Annotated in this window: 12 protein-coding genes and 1 pseudogene; 6 read left to right on the top strand and 7 right to left on the bottom strand. The window is 71.8% G+C overall.

Features of this window, described 5'->3' with window-relative positions; translation table 11 throughout:
* Window positions 1-9 precede the first annotated feature (9 nt).
* The 4 genes and pseudogenes from AB5J49_RS32035 to AB5J49_RS32020 all read right to left on the bottom strand — a co-directional run bounded on the left by AB5J49_RS32035 (window position 10) and on the right by AB5J49_RS32020 (window position 4,585).
* Entirely contained in the window at window positions 10-648 is a 639-nt protein-coding gene (locus AB5J49_RS32035) for an ATP/GTP-binding protein (RefSeq protein WP_369172342.1), read from the bottom strand.
* A pseudogene (locus AB5J49_RS32030) lies at window positions 629-1,047 on the bottom strand (DUF742 domain-containing protein). Before AB5J49_RS32030 ends, AB5J49_RS32035 begins: the two are co-directional and overlap by 20 nt.
* On the bottom strand, window positions 1,044-1,547 hold the full coding sequence (locus AB5J49_RS32025) for a roadblock/LC7 domain-containing protein (RefSeq protein ID WP_369172341.1): 504 nt from the start codon (window positions 1,545-1,547) through the stop codon (window positions 1,044-1,046). Before AB5J49_RS32025 ends, AB5J49_RS32030 begins: the two are co-directional and overlap by 4 nt.
* Window positions 1,544-4,585 carry a nitrate- and nitrite sensing domain-containing protein gene (locus AB5J49_RS32020; protein ID WP_369172340.1) on the bottom strand — a complete coding sequence of 1,014 codons (3,042 nt, stop codon included), beginning with the start codon at window positions 4,583-4,585 and terminating at the stop codon, window positions 1,544-1,546. Before AB5J49_RS32020 ends, AB5J49_RS32025 begins: the two co-directional genes overlap by 4 nt.
* A 366-nt stretch (window positions 4,586-4,951) precedes the next feature.
* Between AB5J49_RS32020 and AB5J49_RS32015 the strand changes: the two genes are divergently transcribed.
* The 4 genes from AB5J49_RS32015 to AB5J49_RS32000 all read left to right on the top strand — a co-directional run bounded on the left by AB5J49_RS32015 (window position 4,952) and on the right by AB5J49_RS32000 (window position 7,396).
* Window positions 4,952-5,740, top strand: a complete 789-nt coding sequence (locus AB5J49_RS32015) for a hypothetical protein (RefSeq protein ID WP_369172339.1) — start codon at window positions 4,952-4,954, stop codon at window positions 5,738-5,740.
* A gap of 863 nt (window positions 5,741-6,603) precedes the next feature.
* Complete coding sequence (locus AB5J49_RS32010; RefSeq protein WP_369175336.1) at window positions 6,604-6,717, top strand: HAMP domain-containing protein; 114 nt, start codon at window positions 6,604-6,606, stop codon at window positions 6,715-6,717.
* Window positions 6,714-7,073: a histidine kinase dimerization/phospho-acceptor domain-containing protein gene (locus AB5J49_RS32005; protein WP_369172338.1), complete on the top strand. Its 360-nt coding sequence runs from the start codon at window positions 6,714-6,716 to the stop codon at window positions 7,071-7,073. The genes AB5J49_RS32010 and AB5J49_RS32005 overlap by 4 nt, the downstream gene beginning before the upstream one ends.
* The gene (locus AB5J49_RS32000; protein WP_369172337.1) at window positions 7,013-7,396 is read left to right on the top strand and encodes an ATP-binding protein; all 384 of its coding nucleotides are present in this window, start codon (window positions 7,013-7,015) and stop codon (window positions 7,394-7,396) included. Before AB5J49_RS32005 ends, AB5J49_RS32000 begins: the two co-directional genes overlap by 61 nt.
* Here AB5J49_RS32000 and AB5J49_RS31995 read toward each other — a convergent pair.
* Complete coding sequence (locus AB5J49_RS31995) at window positions 7,312-7,827, bottom strand: MarR family winged helix-turn-helix transcriptional regulator (protein ID WP_369172336.1); 516 nt, start codon at window positions 7,825-7,827, stop codon at window positions 7,312-7,314. The two genes, AB5J49_RS32000 and AB5J49_RS31995, sit on opposite strands and share 85 nt — an antisense overlap.
* 236 nt (window positions 7,828-8,063) lie before the next feature.
* On the opposite strand from AB5J49_RS31995, the gene AB5J49_RS31990 reads away from it, so the two are divergent.
* Window positions 8,064-8,912 (top strand): lysozyme, encoded by an 849-nt coding sequence (locus AB5J49_RS31990; RefSeq protein WP_369172335.1) that lies wholly within the window; start codon window positions 8,064-8,066, stop codon window positions 8,910-8,912.
* Between the two features lie 83 nt (window positions 8,913-8,995).
* Here the strand turns inward: AB5J49_RS31990 and lon are convergent, their stop codons facing one another.
* Entirely contained in the window at window positions 8,996-11,410 is a 2,415-nt protein-coding gene (gene lon / locus AB5J49_RS31985; protein ID WP_369172334.1) for an endopeptidase La, read from the bottom strand.
* A gap of 170 nt (window positions 11,411-11,580) precedes the next feature.
* Between lon and AB5J49_RS31980 the strand changes: the two genes are divergently transcribed.
* Window positions 11,581-12,375 (top strand): GNAT family N-acetyltransferase, encoded by a 795-nt coding sequence (locus tag AB5J49_RS31980; protein WP_369172333.1) that lies wholly within the window; start codon window positions 11,581-11,583, stop codon window positions 12,373-12,375.
* On the opposite strand, the gene AB5J49_RS31975 is transcribed toward AB5J49_RS31980, so the two are convergent.
* Window positions 12,358-13,161, bottom strand: coding sequence for a rhomboid-like protein (locus AB5J49_RS31975; RefSeq protein WP_369175335.1), 804 nt, complete (start codon window positions 13,159-13,161; stop codon window positions 12,358-12,360). The two genes, AB5J49_RS31980 and AB5J49_RS31975, sit on opposite strands and share 18 nt — an antisense overlap.
* Window positions 13,162-13,233 lie beyond the last annotated feature (72 nt).

Raw genomic sequence — 13,233 nt, 5'->3', positions numbered from 1 at the left:
GGTGTTCTCCTACTCGGGGGTGACGTCCAGTGCGTGGCCGACGAGAGACAGCAAAGTCTCGATCACCGAGATCCGCCGCCGCGCATCCATGATCATTACAGGTATGTGCGCGGGGATCGTCAACGCCTCCCGCACGTCCTCCGGCTCGAACCGCTCACTGCCGTCGAAGTGGTTGACCGCGACGACGTACGGCAGTCCGCAGCTCTCGAAGTAGTCCAGCGCCGGGAAGCAGTCCTTCAGCCGCCGGGTGTCGGCCATGACGACCGCGCCGATCGCGCCGCGCACCAGGTCGTCCCACATGAACCAGAACCGCTGCTGGCCCGGCGTGCCGAACAGGTAGAGCACCAGGTCGTCGTCGAGCGTGAGGCGGCCGAAGTCCATGGCCACGGTGGTGGTCAGCTTGCCGGGCGTCGAGGAGAGGTCGTCGGTCTCCTCGCTCGCCTCGGTCATCAGCGCCTCGGTCTGCAGGGGCGTGATCTCCGAGACGGCGGTGACCAGCGTGGTCTTGCCGACGCCGAAGCCGCCGGCCACGACTATCTTCGTGGCGATCGGGGCTCGGGTGCGGTCCGTCTGCCAGGGCTGTTCGGGCCCCTCTTCGGCGAGGAGCGGGGAGACACCGCGAGCGGCGTCAGAGACGACGGAGTCCACTCAGCACCCTTTCCAGCAGAGCGCGGTCCGGCCGGCCCGTGCCGTGGCCGGTTCCCGTGCCGTACACCCGGATCTTTCCCTGGTCCGCGAGGTCGCTCAGGAGCACGCGGACCACGCCGAGCGGCATCTGAAGCAGCGCGGCGATCTCGGCCACCGTGCGCATACGGCGGCACAGTTCGACGATGGCCCGCATCTCCGGCATGACCCGGGTGTTGAGGGAACCATTCGTCAGTTCCCTGCGCTCCTGCGGCGCCTCCAGCGCCGCCACGAACGTCTCGACGAGCAGGACGTGGCCGAAGCGGGTACGCCGCCGGTGAGCGAGTACGGGCGGACACGCGCGGGCTTGCGGTCGCCGCCGCGGACGGGGAGCTCGGGCCTGTTCTGCGGGGCGTTGCTCATCGGGTACTCCCTGCGGACGCGGTCTCGAGGGACTTCCGTAGCTCGCTGCGGAGTTCGGGAGTCAGGACGTGGCCGGCGCGGCCGACGAAGAGCGCCATGTGGTACGCCACCACGCTCATGTCGCACTCCGCGGAGCCGTGCACGCCGAGCAGTGAGCCGTCGCTGATGGACATCACGAACAGGCTGCCCTCGTCCATCGCCACCATCGTGTGCTTCACGCCGCCGAACTGCATCAGCTTGGCGGCGCCGATGGTGAGGCTGCCGATGCCGGAGACGATGGTGGCGAGGTCGGCGGAGGAGCCGTGGGGGCCGGTGGGCTTGTCCCTCCCGGTTTCCCGGGCCTGGGTGTTGAGGGCGTGGTCCGAGGAGAGCAGGAGCAATCCGTCGGAGGAGACCACCGCGACTGACTGGATGCCCGGCACCTCCTCGACCAGATTCGTCAACAACCAGTGCAGGTTGCGGGCTTCACTGCTCAGTCCGAAGGTACTGGGCGCGGTCAACTGCTTGCCTCCTCGACTGTGCCCCCCGTGGCTGCTTCGGATTCGGTGCGTCCTGTGGATCCTGCGGATCCGGCTGTCGGTGCCTCGGTCTGGCCCGTGTGTTCGGCGATCTCCGCCTCTACGTCGCGGTAGCCGGCCTCAGCGCCCCTGCGGAAGCCGCCGAGCCTCCTGCGGAGGGCGTCGGCGTTCACGGTGCCGGTCCGCTGGCGCGGGGCCTGGGCCGGGGTGGTGATCTTCGGGGTGCGCTTGGGGAGGCCCTTGTCCGTGACGGGTTCTTCGGGTTCTTCGGGGTGGTCCGGGTGGTCGGGGTGGTCAGGGACGCGCTCGTGTGTGGTGTCCGCCTCGACTTCGCCTTCGGCGGGTTCGTTCCCACCCGCACCACCGGTGCGGACATCGTCGTCGGGTGCGGGTGGCCCCTGTGGGGCGTCCTCGCCGTCGGCGGCCGCGGGATCGGCGGTCGCAGGATCGGTCGCGGACGCGGGAACGGTCGCGGTCGCGGTCGCGGGATCGTCAGCTGCGGGAACAGCTGCAGACGCGGGATCGGCGGTCGCCGGAACGGCTGCGGACGTGGGGGCTTCGGTCGTGGAGTCCGCGATCTCGGGATCGGATACCGGCTGCCCGGCGGGTGTCGGCTCACCCGTCGGCTGGGCCGGGATCAGGAGTTCCATCGTGGTCTCGGCAGGGTGCTCCCGCTCCTGCTCGGCCTCAGGGGTACCCGGCCCCGGCTGCCGCTCTGCCGTCTCCCGTACGACCTTCTCCACCAGCGCGACCAGCGGGTCGCCGCTCTTCGCGCGGCCGCGCAGGACGTTGGAGTTGGCCTCCGCGTCGGCGCCCGGCAGGGAGAAGGTCTGGGTGCCGGTGTGGTGCGGTGACTCCGAAGGGACCGCGGCCGCAGGGGCGGCTGCCAGCAGGCCCCCGGGCAGGACCGCGACCGCCGCGACCCCGCCCTGCTTCTGCTCGCGGAGCTGGACACGGATGCCGTGGCGGTGGGCGAGGCGGGCGACGACGTAGAGGCCGAGGCCCAGGCCGTCGTCGCCCTCCTGGTCGTAGGTGGCCTCGGGGTCGAATTCGGCGAGGCGGGAGTTGAGGCGGGTCATGCGCTCGGCGGTCATGCCGATGCCCTCGTCGTGGACGGAGAGCATGACCTCGCCGCTCTCCAGCAGCCAGCCGGAGACCTCGACGGGCAGGTCGGGCGGGGAGAACGACGACGCGTTCTCCATCAGCTCGGCCAGGAGGTGGGAGAGGTCGTCGGCCGCGAAGCCCGCCACGTGCGCGTGCGGCGGGAGCGCGGCGATGCGGACCCGCTCGTACCGCTCGATCTCGCTGACCGCCGCACGGACGACGTCGACGAGCGGAACCGGTCCGGCGTGCTGCTGGACGTGCTCGGTACCGGCCAGGACGAGGAAGTTCTCGCTGTGCCGGCGCATGACCGTGGCGAAGTGGTCGAGCTTGAAGAGCGTGGCGAGCCGGTCGGGGTCCTGCTCGCGCTCCTCCAGGCTCTCGATGACGGTGAGTTGGCGCTCGACGAGGCCGAGGGTGCGCAGGGCCAGGTTCACGAAGGTGGAGCCGATGGTGTCCCGCAGCCGCTCCAACTGGGCGGCGGAGTCGGCGAGTTCGGTGCGCAGCTCCTCGCGGGCGTCCGCCATCTTCTGGCGCTGCCCGACGAGGTGCTTGCGGTCGGACTCCAGGGTGGCGATGCGCTCGTGGAGGGCGACGGCGTGCGCGTGCAGGGCGTTGACGGAGTTGACGACCTGGGCGAACTCGTCCTTGCGGCCGGTGAACTTGACGGGCTCTTCGGCCGCCAGGTCCTCGGCCTGGGCCAGCCGGGCGGAGCCGAGCCGCAGGACGGCGAGGGGCCGGGTGAGGCTGCGGGCCATGCCCGTGGCGACGCCCACGGCGAGCAGCATCAGCGCGCCGAGGATCGCGATGCGGATCTCCAGTGCGGTGACGTCGTCGTCGCGGAGCTGTTCGAGGGCCTTGGTGCGGCGGTCGTAGAGCGCGGACTCCACGCCGCGCATCAGGTCGACGCGGGAGGAGAGGGCGGCCTCGGCACGCTGGGTGTTGGTGGCCAGGTCCCGGTCGGAGAGCACGGCCTCGTCGGTGAGGGCGGCGAGATAGCGCTCGGCGGTGGCGACCTCGGGGCCGTTGACAGTGGAGTCGTACGAGGTGCGCGCGGTCTTGGGAGCGGTCTCGTGGAAGTCGGCGAGGGCGGCGTCGGAGCGCAGGCGGGCCTGCTGGGCGGCCGCGCCGAGGGCGGCGCGCTGCTTGGCGTCGGCGTCCGAGGAGGTCTTCCGGGTGGTCGCGAGGCCGGTGATCGGGTCGATGACGGTCTCGGTGGTGGTCGGCACGCTGAGGGCGGCGAGCAGCAGCCCGCGGGCGGCGGCGGCCTGCTGCACGGCGGAGTCCAGCTCGGCGAGGGCGTAGGCGCCGGCGCCGGCGCGGGGCGGCATCTGCTCGGCCAGCTGCTCGGCGAGCCGGTGGAGTTCGGTGATGGTGACCGAGTAGGCCTTGTGCGCTTCCAGCGCGGTGCTCTTGCCGGTGAGCGCGGCCCTGCGCAGGGCCGCGATGTCGTCGAGGTCGGCGCGCAGCGAGGCGGGCGTGTCGGTGTCGGCGCGCAACTCCTCGACCTGCCGGTCGACGCGGACGCTGCGCTGCTCGCTCGGCGCCTTGGACTTGGGCCGTCCGGCGGCGACATAGGAGGTGACCTCGTCGCGCTCGTCGGCGAGGGAGTGCGCGAGCGTGAGCGCGTCCTCGGTCTGCTCGGCGAGGGTCACCAGCTTCTGGGAGTCGTGCAGTTGCCCGGAGGCGGCGACGACCGAGGGCACTCCGGCTCCGGCGATGGCGGCGGCCACGACGGTCACGGCGACGATCAGCCGGTTCCGTACGTGAGTCGGGCGCCCCTTGCCGGCGGGTGCGACGTCGGCCGTTGTGCCGTTCGTCGTGCCATGTGTGGTGCCGGGCGTGGACTGCGCGCCCCCTGCGGAGGACGTCTGCTTGCCTGAGCGACGAGGCCGCATCTTCTGCACCGGTGCTCGCATTCCTGACTCGTGATACCCATGGGTCCGAGTGACGCTCCGTCAACTGCTGCCGACTGTACGTACACTCGATGCGGTTCCCGACCCTCCCAGTGCCGGTGGGCAGCGGCCGCGCATCACCTGACCCGCCACCCGAAGGAGTGAACCCCGGAGGGGAGTTGGCGGGCAAGTTCCTCTGGCGCGTGCACATGCCTTGCACGGCGGGCCGGTTGGACGTCTGCGGCAGGCGATGGCAGTATTCGCCGCCACGTCTGGCTGGAGTGAGCCATTCCACCCCAAATCAGGCGCCTGACCTGCAGCGCTGCACCCATTCAGCAACCAACGCAACCCCTCCGTGGACCTTGTGAAGGCCTCGTGCAGACTGGCCGGATGCGAACAGAGCTTGTTTCGGAGCCCGGCGACCCGGCCCGCCCCAACGAGGACTTCGCGAGCGTCGGCCTTCCCGCCTCGGGACGGGGTGGCGCACTGGTGGTCCTGGACGGCGTGACCCCACCGAGGGGTGAGACGGGCTGTCTGCATTCCGTCCCCTGGTTCACCGCCCGGCTGGGCGGAGCCCTGACCGAACTGACCGTTTCACTCCCTGATGTTCCCCTCGTCGACGCCTTGGCCCGCGCCATCGCACGTACCGCTGAGGCCCACACCGAAACCTGTGACCTTTCTCACCCACGCACCCCACAGGCAACGGTGGTTCTGGCGCGGTGGTCGGCGGAGTCGCTGGAGTACCTGATCCTTTCGGACTCGGCCCTGCTCGTGGAGTCGCCGGACGGCGCGATCACTCCCTACCTGGACGACCGCCTGTCCCGCCTGCCCCGCGCGTCCCTGGCCACGGACGCCTTGATCGACGCCCACATCCGCAACAAGGAGGGCGGCTTCTTCACGGCCGCCGCGGATCCGTCGGTGGCCGGGCGGGCGCTGACCGGGGTGCTGGCGCGGGGGGAGGTGCGCGCGTTGGCCGCGCTGACGGACGGGGCGACCCGGTGGGTGGAGAAGTTCCGGGAGGGGGACTGGGGGGACTGCTTCCGGCTCGTGCGGAAGGAGGGGGCGCGGGAGCTGGTGGACCGCGTGCGGGCGCTGGAGCGGGCCGACGCGCAGGAGCGTACGTATCTGGGGCGGAGCAAGACGCACGACGACGCGACGGTCGTGTACGTGGAGTGGTGAGCCGTGGGGGCTACTTGACGGCTCCGCGCATGGACGCGGTCCAGGCGCCGGGGGACACGATCACGACCGGGCCTCCCTGAACTGTGGTCGTCCCGTACAACTGTGGTCGTCCCGTACAGGAGCGGGCTCGCTCCCGTGGAGAACGGCATCACCTGGAACCAACTGCGGGCTGCGGATGGCCATTTCCAGTTACCGGGATGAGCGTGGGGGGGTATCCGCGAGGAGTCGGGGGTGCCGGTGCTGCTGATCTCGGCCCGCAACGACCCGGTGGATGTGGTGATGGGCCTGGAGGCCGGCGCCGACGACTACGTCACCAAGCCGTTCGACGGGATGGTGCCGGCCGCCCGGATCCGCGCCCTGCTGCGCCGCGCCGCGCCCGCCGGGCAGCAGCCGGACAGCTCCCCGCTCGCCTTCGGTGACCTGGCCTTCGACCCGGAGACCCTGGACGTGCGCCGCGACGGGAAGCCGCTGACAACGGCCCGCTCCGATCTGGACCGGCAGCTGATGAGCGCCGTCTACGACCAGGCGGCCGGCCGCAAGTGCGCGGCCCGTCTCGACCCACCCGACCTGCCCGCGGCCCTGTCGAAAGAGGTGCGCCGCGGCGTCCGCGTGACCTACCTCCAGGACGGACCGGATCGTCCGGTGCTGTGGGCGGCGACCCGCGTCTCCGACCGCACCGTGCTCGCGCTGTCGCGCCCTTACGGCCATGAGGCCGATGAGCTGGCCGCGCTGGACCGGACGCTGATCACCACGGGGGCGGCGGCCACCCTCGGGGTGTCCCTGGCCGGTCTGGCCCTCGGTGTGCGGATGGGCCGCCGGGCCACGGCCGCCGCCCGTACGGCGGAACGCATCTCCCACGGTGACTGGACGCCCGTATCGGCCCGCAAGGGCGGGACGAGATCGCCCGGCTCGCCGCATCCGTGAACACCATGGCCGACGCGCGCTCGGTGCCCGGCTGGAGGCCGAGCGCCGGGTGACCGCCGACATCGCGCACGAACCGCGCACCCCCGTCGCCGCCATGGTCACCGCGACCGGCCTGCTGCCGCCCGGCCCGGCCACCGACCTGGTGGCGGGCGGGGTGCGCAAGCTGCGCGGGCTGGTCGAGGACGTCCTGGAGGTCGCCCGCCTCGACGCCCACGCGGTGGCGGTGGAGACCGGGCCCCGCCAGGTCAGCGCGATGGCCCGCCGCTCGGTCGCCGGGCTCGACGGGGCGCAGGGGCGGGTGGACGTGCGGATCGTCGCGGACACGCCGCGGAGACCGATCCGCGGCGTGTGGAGCGCATCCTCACCAACCTGGTCGCCAACGCGCTGCGGCACGGCGCCTCGCCGGTGACGGTCGAGGTGGACGTCGCGACGGACGCCGAAACGGACAGGGGCGGCGCCGGGCCGGTCGTCCGGATCCGCGACCACGGCTCCGGTTGCCCGGTCGTCCCGATCCGCGACCACGGCCCCGGCTTCCCGCCCGAACTGCTGGCCGTCGTCACCGCCTCCGGCCAGGCCCGGCTGCTCGGCGCCCGCCCGACCTTCCACAACCATCCCGACGGAGGTGACGGAGGCGACCCTGCGTCTGCTTACTGCTTCTCCATCCCCAGGTTCAACTGGTGCAGCAGCCTCGCCAGTTCCGCGACCTCCCGCGGGTCCCACTGCGCGAACTGACTGACGTACCGCTCCCGCCGCGCCTCCCGCACCCTGCCGACCCGGCTGCGCCCCACCTCCGTGAGGTGCACCAGCCAGGCCCGCCCGTCGGCAGGATCCGGCTCACGCGCGACCAGCCCCAGGTCCTCCAGCGCCCGGAGCTGACGGGACATGGTGGCCTTGCCGACGCCGATATAGGCGGCGAGGTCGGTCGCGCGTTGCCGGCCGTACTCGTCGAGACGGACCAGGAGCCCGTACGCCGCCGACTCCAGGTCCGGGTGGACCTCGCGGGCCATCTCGCCCTGCTTGGCCCGGGCCCGCCGGAACAACACCGTCAGCTCGCGCTCCAGGTCCAGGAATTCAGGCCGGCCCACACCGGTTCCGGACACTCCCCCAGAGGGGGCACCCCCGGATCCAGCTTGGCGCCCATCGCCGTTTCCGTCTTCGTGCACGTCAGCCCCTGCCTCGTTTTCCCGTTCCTGAAAGTTCCGCCGAACGCCGTAATCGCCGCAACTCCACCAGTATTTCGCAGGCGTAGACCAACGGCAGCCTCCGGACCCTCTGCCACCTGCTCTTCTGCGTGCGCGGCCTCTCCACCAGACACCTTGATGGCATGCCCACGCCATGACTACGGCTGTCGCAGCGCGCGTTTCCCCAACGAGCGTCACCGAGCCCGCGCAGGCACGCTATGCCCGTGCACAGATCCGAACCGCCCCGCCCCCGGCGCCCGCACCTCGCCGGGCTCCTGCTCACCGCCGCCCTCTCTCTCCTGTTCGCCACCCAACCCTCCCCCGCCTCCGCCGACGACCCCCCGCCCATCGACGACACCCCGCCCCGCGGCTCCGCTTACATGGGCATGGGCGTCCTGGCCCACGACGGCACGGACGGCGTCCCCGTCGATGACCTGGCCGCCAAGGCGGAAGGCGTCGACGTCTCCAGCCACCAGGGCGACGTCGCCTGGTCGACGCTGTGGGACAGCGGGGTGAAGGGGGCCTACGTGAAGGCCACCGAGGGGACCTACTACACCAACCCCTCATACGCCCAGCAGTACAGCGGCTCCTACGACGTCGGCATGATCCGCGGCGCCTACCACTTCGCCACCCCGGACACCACCAATGGCGCAACCCAGGCCGACTACTTCGTCGACCACGGCGGCGGCTGGTCCCGCGACGGCAAGACCCTGCCGGGCGCCCTCGACATCGAGTGGAACCCGTACGGCGACGCCTGCTACGGCAAGACCCCGAGCGCGATGGTCACCTGGATCCGCGACTTCCTGACCCGGTACAAGGCCCGCACCGGCCGCGACGCCGTCATCTACACGGCGACGAGCTGGTGGAAGCAGTGCACCGGCAACCACAGCGGCTTCGCCTCCGCCCACCCGCTGTGGATCGCCCGGTACGCGTCGGCGGTGGGCGAGCTTCCGGCGGGCTGGAGCTACTACACCGCCTGGCAGTACACGTCCTCCGGGCCGACCGTCGGCGACCACAACAGGTTCAACGGCGCACTGGACCGCGTGCAGGCCCTGGCGAACGGCTGACCCACGGCCGTTCCGACGCCGGTGCACGGCGAAGGCCCGGGCTCCCTCACGGGACCCGGGCCCTGCCCTTCCGAACGCGTCCGTCACGCCGCGATCGGAACCTCGGGAGCCGCGCCGTTGGTGGCCGGCGACAGCGCCAGTTCCAGGACCTGGCGGACGTCGGTCACGGCGTGGACGTCGAGCTTGTCCAGCACCTCGGCCGGGACGTCGTCCAGGTCGGGCTCGTTGCGCTTGGGGATGACGACGGTCGTGACGCCCGCCCGGTGCGCGGCCAGCAGCTTCTGCTTCACACCGCCGATGGGCAGGACCCGGCCGGTCAGGGAGACCTCGCCCGTCATCGCCACGTCCGTGCGGACCAGACGGCCCGACAGCAGCGAGGCCAGCGCCGTCGTCATCGTGATGCCCGCGCTCGGACCGTCCTTCGGCACCGCACCCGCCGGGAAGTGGATGTGCACGCCCCGGTCCTTCAGATCGGCGACGGGCAGCTCCAGTTCGGCGCCGTGCGAGCGGAGGAAGGACAGGGCGATCTGTGCGCTCTCCTTCATCACGTCACCCAGTTGGCCCGTCAGGGTCAGACCCGCCGCACCCGTCTCCGGGTCGGCCAGCGACGCCTCCACGAACAGCACGTCACCGCCCGCGCCGGTCACCGCGAGGCCCGTCGCCACACCCGGCACGGCCGTACGGCGCTCCGCCGGGTCCTGGGCGGACTCGGGCACATGGTGCGGCCGGCCGATCAGGGCGCGCAGGTCACCGTCCGTGATGGTGAACGGCAGCTTCCGCTCGCCCAGTTCGTGCTGGGCCGCGACCTTGCGCAAGAGCCGGGCGATCGAGCGCTCCAGCGTGCGGACGCCCGCCTCGCGTGTGTACTCGCCGGCGAGCTTGCGCAGCGCGCTCTCGTCGAGCGTCACCTCGTCCTTCGCCAGGCCCGCCCGCTCCAGCTGACGCGGGAGCAGGTGGTCGCGGGCGATGACGACCTTCTCGTCCTCGGTGTAGCCGTCGAGGCGGACCAGCTCCATACGGTCGAGCAGGGCCTCCGGGATGGCTTCCAGGACGTTGGCGGTGGCGAGGAAGACGACGTCCGACAGGTCCAGTTCCACTTCCAGGTAGTGGTCGCGGAAGGTGTGGTTCTGCGCCGGGTCCAGGACCTCGAGGAGGGCCGCCGCCGGGTCGCCGCGGAAATCGGACCCCACCTTGTCGATCTCGTCGAGGAGGACGACCGGGTTCATCGAACCGGCCTCCTTGATCGCGCGCACGATCCGGCCGGGCAGCGCACCGACGTAGGTACGGCGGTGGCCGCGGATCTCGGCCTCGTCGCGGACGCCGCCGAGGGCGACCCGGACGAACTTCCGGCCCATGGCGTGCGCCACGGACTCGCCGAGCGACGTCTTGCCGACGCCGGGCGGGCCCACCAGCGCCAGCACGGCTCCGCCACGCCGGCCGCCGACGACACCCAGGCCGCGGTCGTTACGGCGCTTGCGCACCGCGAGGTACTCGGTGATGCGTTCCTTCACGTCCTCCAGGCCCGCGTGCTCGGCGTCCAGCACGCCCTTGGCGCCCTGGATGTCGTACGCGTCCTCGGTCCGCTCGTTCCAGGGGAGTTCGAGGACGGTGTCGAGCCACGTCCGGATCCACGACCCCTCGGGCGACTGGTCGCTGGACCGCTCCAGTTTGTCGACCTCCTTGAGGGCCGCCTCGCGGACCTTCTCCGGCAGGTCGGCGGCCTCGACGCGGGCGCGGTAGTCGTCGGACTCCTCGCCGTCCTGCTCGCCGTTCAGCTCGCGCAGTTCCTTGCGGACGGCCTCCAGCTGACGGCGCAGCAGGAACTCGCGCTGCTGCTTGTCGACGCCCTCCTGGACGTCCTTGGCGATGGTCTCGGCGACGTCCTGCTCGGCGAGGTGGTCGCGCAGGTGCTGGGTGGCGAGCTTGAGACGGACGACCGGGTCGGCGGTCTCCAGGAGCTCCACCTTCTGCTCGGTGGACAGGAAGGGCGAGTAACCGGAGTTGTCGGCGAGGGCCGAGACGTCGTCGATGGCCTGGACGCGGTCGACGACCTGCCAGGCGCCGCGCTTGCGCAGCCAGGCGGTGGCGAGCGCCTTGTATTCCTTGACCAGGTCGGTGACCTGTCCGGGCAGCGGCTCGGGCACGCTCTCGTCGACCCGCGTCCCCTCTACCCACAGCGCCGCACCCGGTCCGGTCGTCCCGGCGCCGATCTTCACGCGGCCGCGACCGCGGATCAGGGCACCCGGGTCACCGTCGGCCAGCCGGCCGACCTGCTCGACGGTGCCGAGCACACCGGTGCTCGCGTACGTCCCGTCGATGCGCGGCACCAGGAGCACCCGTGGCTTTCCCGGCTCGGACCGGGCGGCCGCCTGCGCGGCCTCCACCGCGGCGCGTACATCGGCGTCGTTCAGGTCCAGCGGGACCACCATTCCGGGCAGCACGACCTCGTCGTCGAGCGGCAGCACAGGCAGGGTGAGCGGTGTGGACGTCAAAGCCATGATCTCCCCTTCGGCAGTCAAGTTGAGTTATGCCGACTCAATGCACGGGGGAGCCTGAATGTTCCCAGGCTGTCGTTCGCTGTGAGCGATCAACCGCGCCACACACTGTGAACTGGGCTTTTGTGAATAAACGGTTGCCGGGGGCCAGTTCTTCCCCCACCGTCTCCCCCGTGACGGACACAGAGATCCTTCTGGCGGCCTACGACGACCAGATGCGCGGCGCGCCCCCGATCCCGCCCACCGGGGTGACGTATGAACAGGACGGCCCCCTGCTGCGGATCGTCGGCGGATTCCGGGGCCTCGTCAGCGGCCCGCGCTCGCTCGGCGTACGCGACGCCGAGCTCGATCGGCTCATCACCCGGCAGTGCGACTACTTCGCGGCGCGTGGTGAGGCGGTGGAGTGGAAGACCCGCTCCCACGACGACCCGGCCGACCTCACCGACCGCCTGCGCGAGGCGGGCTTCGTGCCCGAGGACGAGGAGACGGTCCTGATCGGAAGCGCCGCCGGCATGGCCGTACGGCAGCCGGACCTTCCCGAGGGCGTGACGCTGCGCCGAGTCACGGCGGACGCGGACATGCGCCGGATCGCCGCGATGGAGTCGGCGGTGTGGGGTGAGGACTGGAGTTGGCTCGCCGACGACCTGATCGGCCGGGTCGCGGCGGCCCCGGAGGAGATCTCCGTCCATGTGGCCGAGGCGGACGGCGAAGTCGTCTCGGCAGCGTGGCTGGTGTTCCGGGCGGGCACCGAGTTCGCGAGCCTGTGGGGCGGTTCGACGCTGGCCGGGTGGCGGGGCCGCGGCATCTACCGCGCGCTGGTCGCCACCCGTGCCGCGCTCGCCGTCGCCCGCGGTGTCACCTACCTGCACGTCGACGCGTCCGACGACAGCGCGCCCATCCTGCGGCGGCTGGGGTTCGAGGCGGTGACGACGACGACGCCTTACGTGTGGTCACCCCCGGTCGGCTGACACCGACTTCGAGGGTGCGGCGCGCCACCGCCGCACCACCGGCCACATCCCGACCCCGATGGCCAGGGACATCAGATGCCCCCAATTGGTCAGCGGATCCGTGAAGTTCAGCAGGTCCTGGACCAGCATCCCGCCGAACAGCGCCAGCACCGGCCACCGCAGCCAGGGGCGCAGCAGTCCGGCCAGCGCGCCGGTGCTCGCGGCGACGCCGAAGCTGATGCCGTAGTCGAGGCGGGACAGCGAGCTGTCGGGGAGGTGGCCGACCAGCACCGCGAGCCCCACCGGGACCTCGGTCGCGAGGGTGGCCAGGACATGCCCGGTCAGGAAGACAACGGCCGTGCGCGTACCGCCGATCCGCCGCTCCAGCGCGGTGAGCACGAGCAGGAGGCCGAGCGTGTACGGCCCCAGGAACTCGCCGGCGATCCACAGCGCGCTGGCGAGCAGCACCAGCACAGGCGTCCGCACGAGGTGCGCGACATCGGTGCTGGAGCCTTGGTGCAGGGTGCGCACGAGGGCGGGGTCGGCGTACGCGGTGACCAGCGAGGTGACGGCCAGTACGGCGGCGTAGGCGAAGGTGAACGGCGTGCCGGTGGGGGTGGGGAGCAGGCGCCAGGGGTGGAAGGCGCGGGTTCCTCCGGGCGCGGGCGGCGCGCTCGTCGTGGCCTCGGCGAGGACCGGGAGCAAGGGCGGCGGCGCGGGCACCGTGGCGACGCCCCGCGGTCCGCGCTGCCGCGGCATCCCGTTCAGCAGCTCGGCCACGCCCGGCTCCGGAGCAGAGCCCGGCATACCCTCGACCGCAGTCCGTTCCAAGGTGAGGCGCTCCTTCCGTTTCCCCCACCCTCCGACCGCCACCCCCCT

The organism is Streptomyces sp. R28 (assembly GCF_041052385.1).
Taxonomy (GTDB): domain Bacteria; phylum Actinomycetota; class Actinomycetes; order Streptomycetales; family Streptomycetaceae; genus Streptomyces.
This window is presented reverse-complemented; position numbering and strand designations above follow the sequence as displayed.